Genomic DNA, 13,808 nt, shown 5'->3' with positions numbered 1-13,808 from the left:
ACTTATGGACAATAACACCAATAAAAAGCCCTCTAAAACCAATATGCCCAAGTTCAACCTGAACTGGTTGTATATGATTATAGCCATGATGTTACTGGGACTGTATCTCACCAACGAAAGCGGTACAGCCAGCAAAAACATCCCCTACGACGAATTTCAGGAATATGTACGCAACGGCTATATAAGCAAAGTGACCGGTTATGACGATAACTCCGTAGAGGCATACGTCAAGCCCCAATATGTGCCCAATGTATTCAAAGCCGATTCCAGCCGTGTAGGCAAGAATCCTCTGATTACGACAGAAGCCCCCTCGCGCGAAAGCCTGGGTGACTTCCTGCAGAAAGAAAAAGACGAGACTCGTTTCGACGGCTCCATCAACTACGAAAAGAAGCGTAACTACTTCGGTGCAATCCTCTGGCAGATACTGCCGTTCGCATTCCTCATCGGCTTCTGGATATTCCTGTCCCGTCGCTGGAGTGGCGGTGGCGGCATGGGCGGCGGTAGCGGCATCTTCAGTGTCGGCAAATCCAAAGCGCAACTGTTTGAAAAGAACTCTCCCGTAAAGGTAACCTTCAAGGATGTAGCCGGACTTGCCGAAGCCAAACAGGAAGTAGAGGAAATCGTGGAATTCCTGAGAGAACCGCAGAAATATACAGACCTGGGAGGCAAGATACCCAAAGGCGCATTGCTCGTAGGCCCTCCGGGAACAGGTAAGACGTTGCTGGCAAAGGCGGTAGCCGGAGAAGCCAACGTACCGTTCTTCTCATTGGCAGGTTCCGACTTCGTGGAAATGTTTGTCGGCGTAGGCGCTTCCCGCGTCCGCGACCTGTTCCGCCAAGCCAAAGAAAAAGCTCCCTGCATCGTATTCATCGACGAAATCGATGCAGTGGGACGTGCCCGTGCCAAAGCGGCCGCTATGGGCGGTAACGATGAACGCGAAAACACATTGAACCAATTGCTGACCGAAATGGACGGTTTCGGTTCCAACAGCGGTGTCATCATTCTCGCCGCAACCAACCGTGTGGATGTATTGGACAAAGCATTGCTGCGCGCCGGACGTTTCGACCGCCAGATACACGTTGATTTACCGGACTTGAACGAGCGTAAAGAAGTATTCGGCGTACATCTGCGCCCCATTAAGATAGACAATACGGTGGACGTGGAATTACTGGCCCGCCAAACTCCGGGTTTCTCCGGTGCCGATATCGCCAATGTCTGCAACGAAGCTGCCCTGATTGCCGCCCGTCACGGAAAGAAGTTTGTAGAAAAGCAGGACTTCCTGGATGCCGTAGACCGTATCGTAGGCGGATTGGAAAAGAAAACCAAAATTACGACAGAAGAGGAACGCCGTTCCATCGCCATACACGAAGCCGGACACGCCAGCATCTCATGGCTGTTGGAATACGCCAATCCGCTGATTAAAGTAACAATCGTTCCGCGTGGACGCGCCCTGGGCGCTGCCTGGTACTTGCCCGAAGAGCGACAGATTACCACCAAGGAGCAGATGCTGGACGAAATGTGCGCCACTTTGGGAGGACGCGCTGCCGAAGATTTGTTCATCGGAAGAATCTCTACCGGCGCCATGAACGACCTGGAGCGCGTAACCAAGCAGGCTTACGGCATGATTGCCTATTTAGGCATGAGCGACAAATTGCCTAATCTCTGCTACTACAATAACGAAGAGTATTCTTTCAACCGCCCGTACAGCGAAAAGACCGCCGAACTGATTGATGAAGAAGTAAAGCGTATGGTCAACGAGCAGTACGAGCGTGCCAAGAAGATACTTTCCGACAACAGGGACGGCCACAACAAGCTGGCTCAACAGTTGATAGACAAAGAAGTTATCTTTGCGGAAGATGTGGAAGAAATCTTCGGCAAGCGTCCGTGGGCTTCCCGTTCCGAGGAAATCATCAGTGCCGGCAAGACCTCTAAAGAGCTGAAAGAAGCCGAAGAGCAAGAAGCCGCCAAGGCCAAAGAAGCGGAAGAAGAAGTGAAAGAAGAAGAAAGCCGTAACACAGAGGCTTCAGACAAAACCGACAATACGGCTCATGCCGAATCAAACAATTAAAACGAAAACACTTTGAAAAATAACTTCATACAACGCGCGATTACAGGTGCATTATTTGTAGTCATATTGGTGGGTTGTATCCTTTACAGCCCCCTCTCATTCGGGATTCTGTTCACCATCATCAGCGCATTGAGCGTGCATGAGTTCGCCCATTTGGTAAACAAAAGCGGTGAGGTCGGTATCAACAGGACGATTACCGCTTTAGGCGGAGCCTATCTGTTCCTCGCGCTCATGGGCTTTTGTACGTCCGCTATCGACGCGCGCGTATTCTTACCCTATTTAGGGCTGCTGCTCTATTTGATGATTACGGAGTTATATCTGAAAAAGAAGAATCCCATCGGCAACTGGGCATATTCCACACTGAGCCAGCTATACGTAGCCTTGCCTTTCGCGTTACTGAATGTACTCGCTTTCCAGAATTCACCGGAAACGAGCAGCGTGACTTACAATCCTATCCTGCCGCTTTCCATCTTTGTATTTATCTGGCTGAGTGACACAGGCGCATATTGCGTAGGTTCTTTAATAGGCAAGCACCGTCTGTTCGAGCGCATCTCTCCCAAGAAATCATGGGAAGGCAGCATAGGCGGAGCGGTTTTCTCCATCGCCTCTTCCTTTGTATTTGCCCGTTTTTTCCCTTTCATGTCCATGTGGCAATGGGCGGGACTGGCAGTCATCGTGGTTATTTTCGGTACCTGGGGCGACCTGACCGAATCGCTGATGAAACGCCAACTGGGCATCAAGGATTCCGGAAACATCCTGCCGGGACACGGCGGAATGCTCGACCGCTTTGACAGCGCCCTAATGGCCATTCCCGCAGCGGTGGTCTATCTGTATATACTGACAATGATTTAACAAACAAGAAACCAATATTTTTTAGGCACGGACTACACGAATTTCACGGCTCTTTTCAAGTTCATCCGTGTTTTCCGTGTAATCCGTGCCTAAAAAGAAATCGGCAAACGGGTTTTAAGACACCCTATTCTTCACGCATATAATACGACGACCTTCCTACTTCAACCGCATCTTCGATAAGTCGAGGTTTCGTACATCCTTCGTATTATCATCGGCAGCTACAATATCGAATACCAATTCCACCTCACCGTTTACTTCCGAATTAAGTTTCAGTTTCATGCCTTTTGTCTCGGAAGTCACGTCAAGACTGTTCAGGTTATACGATACCGCGCCGTAGTCGCGCAGCCCCGTCAAGTCCTCATAGTTATTATAGCGGAGTTCCAAATGTATGTAACCGTCCTCTCCATATAAATCCGCATCATCTTGCGGACGCACAAGACTGATACGATGCTTGGTTTTGGAGGGCAGATTCTGCATGAACACGATATTCATATACCCTCCGCTGATACCGATATCTCCTTTAAATATCAGGACAGGATCATTGCCGAACTCTTCCTCGGTCTCGGGAGTCAGCGTTTCGACCTCCTTCGTCAGCACATCCTGCAAACTTAAGAGCTTCACAGCGTGGTCGTACCCGTCAAACCCGTCGGATAAAGGATTAAACATGGTAATCACGCGCTTTCCGTCGACCGGTTCGTACCATCCCAAATCCGTATTCACAGGCCAGAGGGTTCCCCAAACATCACAGTCCAGATAAAAAGCATTTCCGGTAACACGCACCGTAGCCCATAACGGTGGAGTGAAATCACCGATTGAATATCCGTCGTTATCATCACAGGATTGCAGTACAGGCATCACAGCCAAACAAACTGCCATAAATAACCAATGTAGCTTTCTCATAATTAAAGTCTTTTTGTTTATTTCTGTATGGAAAATACAAAAGCCGGGCATTTACTGCACCGGCTTTATTCCTTTTAACAAGAAATTAAATATCGTCCTACTTTTTAAAACGTTTCTTAAGCAAAGCCACCATCTTACGGGCTGCGTGCGCAGGCGCTCCCGCTTCGCCCAAACGGGACGCCATATATTCGTAACCGTCAAGCATCCGCCTGCGGTACGCCTCATCATATAAGATACGTTGAAGTTCGGCACGTATCCGCTCCACCGTCATGGTATCGGCAACCAGCTCTTTCACGACTTCACGGTCCGCGATAAGATTAACCAAAGAAATGTACCTGACTTTCAAAATATGCCGTTTCAGGAAAGCGATAACCTTACCTATCGGCGTATGGTAGCATACCGCCTGCGGAACCCGGAACAACGCCGTTTCCAGCGTTGCGGTGCCCGAAGTGACCAGTGCCGCTTCCGCATGCCGAAGCAAAGAGAACGTACAGTTAAAGATTATTTTCACATCCGAGTTGCCTATATACTTTTGGTAATACTCCGGAGAAATACCCGGAGCCCCCGCCAGCACCAACTGATAATCGGGGAATGAAGCGGCAGCCCGAATCATATCCGGCAAATTATCCTTAATCTCCTGCTTGCGGCTTCCCGCGAGCAGCGCAATGACAGGCTTCGCGGAAAGGCCGTTGGCCTGCCGGAACTCATCCGAAGTTTCCGAATAAGCGGCCTGAAAAGCGGTCACCTCATCCATCGTCGGATTACCGACATAATGTATGGGATAATGGTGCCTGCCTTCAAAGAACTCCACCTCGAACGGAAGAATGGAGAACAGTTCATCCACATCCCGCTTGATATTCTTGATGCGGTACTCCTTCCAAGCCCATATTTTGGGAGAGATATAATAATACACGGGGATTTGCGTATGGGCATGAATAAACTTGGCGATATTCAGGTTGAATCCCGGATAATCCACCAAAATAAGTACATCCGGTTGCCAGGCCGCAATATCTTCTTTGCACCGCTTCATATTGGCAAAAATAGTACGCAGATGCAACAAGACGGGAACGAAACCCATATACGCCAATTCCTTATAATGCTTCACCGGCGTTCCGCCCACAGCCGCCATCAAGTCGCCGCCCAAAAAGCGGAACTCAGCCTGCGGGTCTTCCACCTTCAAAGCGCTCATCAGGTGAGACGCATGCAGGTCACCGGAAGCTTCGCCGACAATCAAATAATACTTCATAAATACCGTAAATCAATTTATACTCTCTGAAGTTGTGTCCAAACGAAATGTCAGAACCAGGTCTTCAATTCGTCTATCAAGCCGTATGCGGTTACATCCACGGTAGTCGGGGTAATTGCCACATAGCCGTTTTGAAGCGCCCAATGGTCGCTCTTTTCATTCTCTTTTTCAGCCTCTTCAAATTCTCCGGTCAGCCAATAATAATGCGCATCGCCCCGGTGGGCAAAGTTCTCCCATTCGTTGGTCCACTGTCCTTTGGCCTGTTCGCAGATTTTCACCCCTTTCAGCTCTTTGGTGTCGGGGAAGTTGACATTAAGACAAGTCAGCGGCGGCAATCCTTTTTCCAACACCCGGCGGGCTATCTCACGGATATACGTTCCCGCAGGCTCAAAATCGGCGTCGGGCTCGTGGTTGCACAGTGAAAAGCCGATAGAGGGAACCCCCTTCAGGCAACCCTCGATAACCACGCCCATCGTACCCGAATAATGTACATTGACAGAGGAGTTATCCCCATGGTTGATACCGCCCACCACGAGGTCGGGCTTACGGTCGAGTACCGTATGGAACGCCAGTTTGACGCAATCGGCAGGCGTACCGGAACATTTATAAACCGTCAGCCCCACATCCTTACGAAGCAACTGGTAACGGATAGGCTCCGTTACAGTCAGCGCGCTCGCACTGCCCGAACGCGGCGCATCCGGCGCCATCACCACAATCTCGCCCAACGGACGGAGAAACTTTATCAACTCGCTGATTCCTTTCGCAATGATGCCGTCATCATTGGAAATCAATATTAAAGGTCTCTGATTTTCCATATTTCTTTTTAAATTTGCTACAAATTTAGCAAAAGAGAACCACATATTAACCACCAATACTCAAAAAGATATGCCAGACATCATTCTCATCATAACGGGTATCCTCTGCCTGATAGCAGGACTGGCCGGCTGCATACTGCCCGCCATACCCGGCCCGCCCGTCTCCTATGCCGGTTTATTGCTGCTGCACTTCACCGATAAGGCGCAATTCTCCGCCACACAATTACTGCTCTGGCTGCTGATTGTCGTCATCGTTCAGGTACTCGACTATCTCGTCCCCATGCTGGGCAGCAAATACAGCGGTGGAACCCGGTGGGGAACACGCGGATGCCTCATAGGAACCGTCATCGGACTGTTCTTCATGCCCTGGGGCATTATCCTCGGCCCGTTCCTCGGCGCATTCATCGGTGAGCTTTTCGGCGGCAGGGAAACCCGCCAGGCGTTAAAGTCCGGATTGGGTTCACTGCTCGGCTTCCTGTTCGGCACGGTGGTAAAATGCGTCTTATGCGGGTACTTCGCATGGGAGTTTGTATCGGCGTTAGTCCGGTAATCGCACGCGCATCAAAGAGAAGAATTCCCCCTCCACCTTTCACATCCCTTTATTGATGCGGGATAGCGGGTGAAGGCCGGCTTTAAAGCGTTTCGTTCTGATTTGTCTCGCAGGATGAATGATTTCGTTCCGCGGGATGGATTTATCCGTCTCACGGGACGGATATTTTTGTCTCGCGGGACGGTTTAATCCATCCCGCAAGACGGTTTCACCCGCTATCCCGCATCAATAAAAGGATGTGAAAGGTGAAGGGGGTACATGCAAACCGTTTTTTCATACGAAACACACCGTCTGTCGTACCCGGACAGACTATGCGTTCACCTCGGGCAGACAGCGCGTTTCGCCCGGACAGACCCTGTATTTTCCTACGATGATAATCCGGTTTGATACGCTTGAAAAAAAGATTTGCTTATAGTGAAAACTTGTTTGGATGTACATCAAAACAGGCCGGCACAAAACGCGTCGCAGCGCGACGCCCGCATTGAAATAAATCTTAATCTTACGCAAGTGAGACAAAAAAACAGCTTCATTTCAAGATAAATACGTATATTTGCCTGCCAACACAGAGAAGGAGTACTCCAGCGTACTTTCATAGGGAAGAACCGAAATAAACGCCCGGGAGTTATTAACAAAACAGGCGACTTTTCAACCGTTTTTGCAATCTTTCTCTTTTTTAGTAGGCGCTATTCGGAATTATCACTTATTTCGCTGCCAATAAACATTGAAATTATGGGAAAAATAATTGCTTTGGCAAATCAAAAAGGTGGTGTAGGAAAAACAACAACGACCATTAACCTCGCAGCTTCTCTCGCCACGCTTGAAAAGAAAGTTCTTGTTGTGGACGCAGACCCCCAGGCAAATGCCTCATCAGGGTTGGGCGTGGACATCAAGCAGGCGGAATGTACTATCTATGAATGTATTATAGACCGTGCCGATGTGCGCGACGCTATTCACGACACAGAGATTGATACATTGAAGGTTATTTCCTCCCACATCAATCTGGTAGGTGCCGAAATAGAAATGCTCAATCTTAAAAACAGGGAAAAGATACTGAAAGAAGTGCTTGCCCCGCTGAGAGAAGAGTTTGATTATATCCTGATAGATTGCTCACCGTCATTGGGGCTGATTACCATCAACGCGCTTACGGCCGCCGACTCGGTTATCATCCCCGTACAGGCCGAATACTTCGCGCTGGAAGGTATCAGCAAACTGCTGAACACCATTAAAATCATCAAGTCCAAGCTGAACCCCGCACTCGAAATCGAAGGATTCCTGCTGACTATGTATGATTCACGCCTGCGCCAGGCCAACCAGATATACGATGAAGTAAAGCGCCACTTCCAGGAACTGGTGTTCAACACCGTTATCCAGCGCAACGTAAAGCTGAGCGAAGCGCCCAGCTACGGGCTTCCCACCATCCTGTACGACGCAGACTCCACCGGAGCCAAAAACCACATCGCGCTGGCCAAAGAATTAATCAGCCACAACGAGAAGTAATCTCCCGTATGGCAAAACAGTAAATTGTAAATCGTAAAACAGTAAATAAACAGATGGTACAGAAAAGAAATGCATTAGGACGTGGGCTGGACGCCTTGCTCTCTATGGACGAGGTGCAGACCGAAGGCTCTTCCTCTATCAATGAAATAGAATTGTCGAAGATTGCCGTCAACCCCAATCAGCCCCGCCGCGAGTTCGACCAAACAGCGTTGCAGGAACTTGCCGATTCTATTGCAGAGATTGGTATCATCCAGCCTGTCACCCTGCGTAAGCTATCCGATGATGAATACCAGATTATTGCCGGCGAACGCCGTTTCCGCGCTTCACAAATAGCCGGACTGACAAGCATCCCCGCCTACATCCGTACGGCCGACGATGAAAATGTCATGGAAATGGCGCTCATCGAAAACATACAGCGCGAAGACCTGAACTCCGTGGAAATAGCGCTTGCCTATCAACACCTGCTGGAACAATACGGACTGACCCAGGAACGCCTCAGCGAACGCATAGGAAAGAAACGTACCACCATCGCCAACTACCTGCGCCTGCTGAAGCTGCCGGCTCCCATCCAGATGGGACTGCAAAACAAGCAGATAGACATGGGACACGCCCGTGCCTTGATAACGTTGGGCGACCCCAAACTGCAAGTGAAGATTTTCGAGGAGATACTCGAGCAAGGATATTCCGTGCGCAAGGTAGAGGAAATCGTGAAATCATTGAACGAAGGGGAAACCGTGAAAAGCGGCGGTCGTAAGATTGCTCCCAAACGCGCCAAACTGCCCGAAGAGTTCAATATGCTGAAGCAGCAGCTTTCCAGCTTCTTCAGCACCAAAGTACAACTGACCTGCTCCGAAAAAGGGAAAGGAAAAATCAGTATCCCGTTCGGTAACGAAGAAGAATTGGAACGTATCATCGGTATTCTCGATACGCTGAAAAATAAATGACGAAGAAGAGAAGAATATATCAAATCGGTATCGCCCTGCTGCTTTGCTTTATGCAGACGGCAGGGATTGCTATGTATGGTCAGAACCGTCCGCGCGCCGCCGCCAAAAGGATACACAGGCTGCAGGCGGACTCCCTCAACGCCATACGGCAAGCTGCCCGGATACCGTCCGACAGCCTGGGTCTGACAATGGACGAACCGGTGCTTCACCAGGCCGTTACCTCGGCGGACAGCATCGCCACCGCCGACAGCATTGCGGCCGAGAACAAGAAAAAGTTATTGGAAATGACCTCCGCTCCCGCCTTGGAAGAACCGGAAGCGCCGACAGACAGTCTGAAAAGAGAAATCAACCCAAAGGTGTGGGTTCCCAACCCTACGAAGGCAACCTGGCTGGCGCTCGTGATTCCCGGCGGCGGACAAATCTACAACCGTAAATACTGGAAACTGCCTATATTCTACGGCGGTTTCGCCGGATGCGCCTATGCATTGACGTGGAACGGAAAAATGTATAAGGACTACTCCACCGCATACAAAGACGCGATGAACGGCAACATGCAGTCCAGCAGCATCACCGACCTGCTGCCCCCCGGATACACGGTTTCCGAAACCCAGCTGAAGGAATTGCTGCGCAAGCGAAAAGACACCTATCGCAGATACCGGGATTTAAGTATCTTCGCCTTTATCGGAGTATATCTGCTATCCGTCATCGACGCCTATGTGGACGCCGAGCTGTCCAATTTCGACATCACTCCCGACCTCAGCATGAAGGTGGAGCCGACTGTCATCAACAATCAGATAAGCAACCCGTCCAACCGTTCCGTAGGATTGCAATGCAGTTTCCGATTTTAAAAACAAATAAAACAGATTTATCCATGACAAATAAACCTACATACATGAAAAGAATAATCATAGGTTCCTCACTGCTGTTCAGTGTATTGCTTGCGGCTCCGCAAGCGTATGCCCAGGAAAGCGTAGACGTCATCATCCGTGAAAACGGAACGGAGCGCCGGGAAGTTATCGACCTGCCCAAGAGCATGACTTACCCCGTAGACAGCCTGCTCAACGACTGGAAAGCAAAAAACTATATAGATTTGGGAAAGGATTGCAGCACTTCTACCGTCAATCCGGAATTCAGCGACTCTGTATATATCGACCGGCTTTCACGTATGCCGACCGTCATGGAGATGCCTTACAACGAGATTGTTCGCAAATTCATCGACATGTACGCCGGACGCCTCCGCAACCAGGTGGCTTTCATGCTGAGCGCCTGCAATTTCTATATGCCTATTTTTGAAGAAGCGCTCGATACATACGGTCTGCCGCTGGAGCTCAAGTATCTGCCGATTATCGAGTCGGCTCTCAACCCTTCGGCCGTATCCCGTGCAGGAGCCTCCGGCTTATGGCAGTTCATGCTGAACACGGGCAAGATATACGGCCTGGAAAGCAACAGCCTTGTGGACGAGCGCCGCGATCCGATTAAAGCGACTTGGGCCGCCGCACGTTATCTGAAGGATATGTACGCCATTTATCAGGACTGGAATCTGGTAATCGCCGCTTACAACTGCGGTCCCGGAACAATCAACAAAGCCATCCGTCGCGCGGGCGGCAAAACGGATTATTGGGAAATATACAATTACCTGCCCAAAGAGACACGGGGATACGTACCTGCCTTTATAGCCGCCAACTACGTAATGACGTACTACTGCAAGCACAATATCTGCCCGATGGAAACCAATATTCCGGATGCCACAGATACCGTACAGGTGAACCGCAACCTGCACTTTGAGCAAATCGCGGATGTTTGCGGCATCGGAATGGATGAGCTCAAGAGCCTGAATCCCCAGTACAAAAAGAACATCATCCCGGGAGACAGCAAACCTCAGACACTCCGTTTACCGATAAACTCCATTAGTACTTTTATTGACAAACAAGACACGATTTATACCCATCGCAGCGCAGAGTTGTTTAAAAACCGCAGAACCGTTTCCGTGGCCGATACCCGCAGCAAAGCACGCGGCAGCAAAGGAAAAAGTTCTTCACAAGGCGATGTAACCTACCACAGGATACGCAACGGAGAAACCCTGTCGACTATCGCCCGTAAATATGGCGTCACCGTCAATCAGATAAAAAGCTGGAATGGATTGAGAAGCACAAAAATTAACGCAGGAAAGAGACTGAAGATTTACAAATAAAGACATAAATGCTTGTCCGGTGTTGAAAATTGCTTATTTTTGCAAAAAGTGAAGAAGAAAGGAGAAACAGTATATGGAAGAGAGTGTAAGCCAGAAGGAGAAAGAGAAAGCCGAAGAAGAAATGATTGAACAGGCATTCCAGGAACTGTTGAACGACTATTTGGCAACCAAGCACCGCAAGCGTGTCGAAATAATAACCAAAGCATTCAATTTTGCCAATCAGGCGCATAAAGGAATCAAACGCCGTTCGGGCGAGCCTTATATCATGCACCCCATCGCCGTTGCCAAGATTGTGTGCAATGAGATAGGTTTGGGGTCGACTTCCATTTGCTCCGCCCTGTTGCACGACGTAGTGGAAGACACCGATTACACGGTTGAAGATATTGAAAACATTTTCGGCCCTAAGATTGCCCAAATCGTAGACGGGCTGACCAAAATCTCAGGCGGTATCTTCGGTGACCGCGCCTCGGCGCAAGCAGAGAACTTCAAGAAGTTGCTGCTCACCATGTCCGATGATATTCGCGTTATCCTTATCAAAATAGCCGACCGGCTGCATAATATGCGTACGCTCGGTTCCATGCTGCCCAACAAGCAGTTCAAGATAGCCGGTGAAACCTTGTATATCTATGCGCCGCTGGCCAACCGGTTAGGCTTATACAAGATAAAGACGGAGTTGGAAAACCTGAGTTTCAGGTACGAACATCCGGAAGAGTACCGCGAAATTGAAGAAAAGCTGGCGGCAACAGCCGTAGAGCGCGACAAAGTATTCAAAGAATTCACCGCTCCGATACGCGCCCAACTGGATAAGATGGGATTGAAATACCGCATTCTCGCCCGCGTAAAATCCATTTACTCTATTTGGAACAAGATGCAGACCAAGCACGTGCCGTTCGAGGAAATCTATGACCTGCTGGCCGTACGCATCATCTTCGAACCCCGCAATATGGAAGAGGAGCTGAACGACTGCTTCGACATATACGTGTCCATATCCAAAATATACAAACCGCATCCCGACCGTCTGCGCGACTGGGTGAGCCACCCGAAAGCCAATGGTTATCAGGCCTTGCACGTCACCCTTATGGGGAATAACGGACAATGGATTGAAGTCCAGATTCGCAGCGAGCGTATGAACGACGTTGCGGAGCAAGGCTTCGCCGCCCATTGGAAATACAAAGAAGGCGGTGGCAGTGAGGATGAGGGCGAGCTGGATAAATGGTTGCGTACCATCAAGGAGATACTCGACGACCCCCAACCGGACGCCATTGATTTTCTGGATACCATCAAGCTGAATCTGTTTGCTTCGGAAATTTTCGTATTTACTCCGAAAGGCGAAATCAAGACCATGCCGCAGAACTCGACAGCATTGGATTTCGCTTTTTCCCTGCACACAGACATCGGCAGCCACTGCATCGGCGCGAAAGTAAATCACAAACTCGTTCCTCTCAGCCATAAGTTGCAGAGCGGCGACCAGGTGGAGATTCTGACCTCCAAATCGCAGCGCGTACAACCGGAATGGGAAGCTTATGCCACTACCGCCCGTGCCCGCGCCAAGATTGCATCCATCCTGCGCAAGGAAGCGAAAGCTCATCAGAAAGAGGGTGAAATAATGCTTGCCGACTTCTTCAAGAATGAGGATATACGCATGGATGATGCAGCTTTAGACAAGCTCACCCGTCTGCACAATTTCCATACCCGCGACGAACTGTTCGTTGCCGTCGGCGGCAAAAAGCTCGTATTGGGCGATGCTGACAGAAACGCCTTCAAAGAAAAGCAGAGTACCAACTGGAAGAAGTTCCTGACTTTCTCCTTCGGTAACAAAGATAACAAAGACACAAAGGAGCAGCCGTCCGAAGATAAAGCTCCGCAAGAAAAAATCAATACCAAACAGATATTGAAACTTACGGAGGAAACCATCCAGAAGAACTATATCATGGCGGATTGCTGTCATCCCATTCCCGGCGACGATGTACTGGGATATATAGACGAGCAGAACCGGATAATCATTCACAAGCGCCAATGTCCGGTAGCCGCACGCCTCAAGAGCAGTTACGGCAACCGCATCATTGCAACCGAATGGGATACTCACAAGGAGTTGTCATTCCTTGTGACGATTTATCTGAAAGGTATCGATAGCATGGGACTGCTGAACGAAGTTACACAGGTCATCTCCCGCCAACTGAACGTTAATATCCGCAAGCTGACGATTGAAACGACCGACGGCATTTTTGAAGGCAAGATACAGCTTTACGTACATGACGTGGACGATGTGCGCAGCATCTGCGACAACTTGAAACTGATACAGAATATCAAGCAGGTAACGAGAATAGAGGGATAATCCTTTAAAGATTCTCTTTGATAAGATTCTCTTTCAATGCCTCTACATCTTCATAGGTAAAGGCATCGAGTGATTCTTTCATACCGATAAGTTCTTCACGGATACTTTTAAGCCGCTCTACGATTTCAAAATTCCGGAGAGTGGCTTCTTTATTGTCTTTCATCCGCTGGCGTGCGCCGGGCAACGTCATCCCACGCTCCTTAACCAGGTGATAAATCAACTTCACAGTCTCAATATCTTCCTTACGGTATTGGCGTATCCCCCGCCCGCCCTTCTTGGGATTGAGTTGCGGAAATTCCTTCTCCCAGAAACGAAGCAGCGATTCGTTGACGTCAAACATTTTGGCAACCTCGCCAATGGAGTAATACAGTTTCAGTTCTTTATCGGTATTCAGCATGACAATACTATCA

12 protein-coding genes are annotated in these 13,808 nt (G+C 49.4%); 8 read left to right on the top strand and 4 right to left on the bottom strand.

The window, feature by feature from the left end; translation table 11 throughout:
* The first annotated feature begins 4 nt into the window (after nucleotides 1–4).
* Both ftsH and BUB52_RS00745 read left to right on the top strand, forming a co-directional pair.
* Entirely contained in the window at nucleotides 5–2,068 is a 2,064-nt protein-coding gene (gene ftsH / locus BUB52_RS00750) for an ATP-dependent zinc metalloprotease FtsH (RefSeq protein WP_009122980.1), read from the top strand.
* A gap of 12 nt (nucleotides 2,069–2,080) precedes the next feature.
* Nucleotides 2,081–2,920: a phosphatidate cytidylyltransferase gene (locus BUB52_RS00745; protein ID WP_009122979.1), complete on the top strand. Its 840-nt coding sequence runs from the start codon at nucleotides 2,081–2,083 to the stop codon at nucleotides 2,918–2,920.
* Nucleotides 2,921–3,076: 156 nt separating this feature from the next.
* Here BUB52_RS00745 and BUB52_RS00740 read toward each other — a convergent pair whose 3' ends face one another.
* From BUB52_RS00740 to surE, 3 genes are all read right to left on the bottom strand, one after another.
* Entirely contained in the window at nucleotides 3,077–3,820 is a 744-nt protein-coding gene (locus tag BUB52_RS00740; RefSeq protein WP_039951063.1) for a NigD1/NigD2 family lipoprotein, read from the bottom strand.
* Nucleotides 3,821–3,917: 97 nt separating this feature from the next.
* A complete protein-coding gene (gene lpxB, locus BUB52_RS00735; protein ID WP_009122977.1) occupies nucleotides 3,918–5,066 on the bottom strand; it encodes a lipid-A-disaccharide synthase in 1,149 nt (382 codons plus the stop codon).
* Nucleotides 5,067–5,116: 50 nt separating this feature from the next.
* Nucleotides 5,117–5,881, bottom strand: a complete 765-nt coding sequence (surE, locus tag BUB52_RS00730) for a 5'/3'-nucleotidase SurE (protein ID WP_022218074.1) — start codon at nucleotides 5,879–5,881, stop codon at nucleotides 5,117–5,119.
* Nucleotides 5,882–5,951: 70 nt separating this feature from the next.
* On the opposite strand from surE, the gene BUB52_RS00725 reads away from it, so the two are divergent.
* From BUB52_RS00725 to BUB52_RS00700, 6 genes are all read left to right on the top strand, one after another.
* Nucleotides 5,952–6,431 (top strand): DUF456 domain-containing protein, encoded by a 480-nt coding sequence (locus tag BUB52_RS00725; protein WP_009122975.1) that lies wholly within the window; start codon nucleotides 5,952–5,954, stop codon nucleotides 6,429–6,431.
* Nucleotides 6,432–7,160: 729 nt separating this feature from the next.
* A complete protein-coding gene (locus BUB52_RS00720; RefSeq protein ID WP_009122973.1) occupies nucleotides 7,161–7,928 on the top strand; it encodes a ParA family protein in 768 nt (255 codons plus the stop codon).
* A gap of 53 nt (nucleotides 7,929–7,981) precedes the next feature.
* Entirely contained in the window at nucleotides 7,982–8,872 is an 891-nt protein-coding gene (locus tag BUB52_RS00715) for a ParB/RepB/Spo0J family partition protein (RefSeq protein ID WP_009122972.1), read from the top strand.
* Nucleotides 8,869–9,720, top strand: coding sequence for a DUF5683 domain-containing protein (locus BUB52_RS00710; protein WP_009122971.1), 852 nt, complete (start codon nucleotides 8,869–8,871; stop codon nucleotides 9,718–9,720). The genes BUB52_RS00715 and BUB52_RS00710 overlap by 4 nt, the downstream gene beginning before the upstream one ends.
* A 44-nt stretch (nucleotides 9,721–9,764) precedes the next feature.
* Nucleotides 9,765–11,063 carry a lytic transglycosylase domain-containing protein gene (locus BUB52_RS00705; protein WP_174263183.1) on the top strand — a complete coding sequence of 433 codons (1,299 nt, stop codon included), beginning with the start codon at nucleotides 9,765–9,767 and terminating at the stop codon, nucleotides 11,061–11,063.
* Between the two features lie 73 nt (nucleotides 11,064–11,136).
* Entirely contained in the window at nucleotides 11,137–13,398 is a 2,262-nt protein-coding gene (locus tag BUB52_RS00700; RefSeq protein WP_009122969.1) for a RelA/SpoT family protein, read from the top strand.
* A gap of 4 nt (nucleotides 13,399–13,402) precedes the next feature.
* Here BUB52_RS00700 and BUB52_RS00695 read toward each other — a convergent pair whose 3' ends face one another.
* Nucleotides 13,403–13,795 (bottom strand): MerR family transcriptional regulator, encoded by a 393-nt coding sequence (locus BUB52_RS00695; RefSeq protein ID WP_009122968.1) that lies wholly within the window; start codon nucleotides 13,793–13,795, stop codon nucleotides 13,403–13,405.
* Between the last annotated feature and the right edge of the window lie 13 nt (nucleotides 13,796–13,808).

The organism is Bacteroides clarus YIT 12056, assembly GCF_900129655.1.
Lineage (GTDB): Bacteria > Bacteroidota > Bacteroidia > Bacteroidales > Bacteroidaceae > Bacteroides > Bacteroides clarus.
Note: the sequence above shows the minus strand (reverse complement) of the source record. Positions and strands in the feature narration are given on the sequence as shown.

What these genes read in the sequence shown, in the direction of transcription:
- ftsH (WP_009122980.1), top strand. Translation starts at nt 5, where the DNA reads ATGGACAATAACACCAATAAAAAGCCCTCTAAAACCAATATGCCCAAG.
- BUB52_RS00740 (WP_039951063.1), bottom strand. Translation starts at nt 3,820, where the DNA reads ATGAGAAAGCTACATTGGTTATTTATGGCAGTTTGTTTGGCTGTGATG.
- lpxB (WP_009122977.1), bottom strand. Translation starts at nt 5,066, where the DNA reads ATGAAGTATTATTTGATTGTCGGCGAAGCTTCCGGTGACCTGCATGCG.
- surE (WP_022218074.1), bottom strand. Translation starts at nt 5,881, where the DNA reads ATGGAAAATCAGAGACCTTTAATATTGATTTCCAATGATGACGGCATC.
- BUB52_RS00725 (WP_009122975.1), top strand. Translation starts at nt 5,952, where the DNA reads ATGCCAGACATCATTCTCATCATAACGGGTATCCTCTGCCTGATAGCA.
- BUB52_RS00720 (WP_009122973.1), top strand. Translation starts at nt 7,161, where the DNA reads ATGGGAAAAATAATTGCTTTGGCAAATCAAAAAGGTGGTGTAGGAAAA.
- BUB52_RS00715 (WP_009122972.1), top strand. Translation starts at nt 7,982, where the DNA reads ATGGTACAGAAAAGAAATGCATTAGGACGTGGGCTGGACGCCTTGCTC.
- BUB52_RS00710 (WP_009122971.1), top strand. Translation starts at nt 8,869, where the DNA reads ATGACGAAGAAGAGAAGAATATATCAAATCGGTATCGCCCTGCTGCTT.
- BUB52_RS00705 (WP_174263183.1), top strand. Translation starts at nt 9,765, where the DNA reads ATGAAAAGAATAATCATAGGTTCCTCACTGCTGTTCAGTGTATTGCTT.
- BUB52_RS00700 (WP_009122969.1), top strand. Translation starts at nt 11,137, where the DNA reads ATGGAAGAGAGTGTAAGCCAGAAGGAGAAAGAGAAAGCCGAAGAAGAA.
- BUB52_RS00695 (WP_009122968.1), bottom strand. Translation starts at nt 13,795, where the DNA reads ATGCTGAATACCGATAAAGAACTGAAACTGTATTACTCCATTGGCGAG.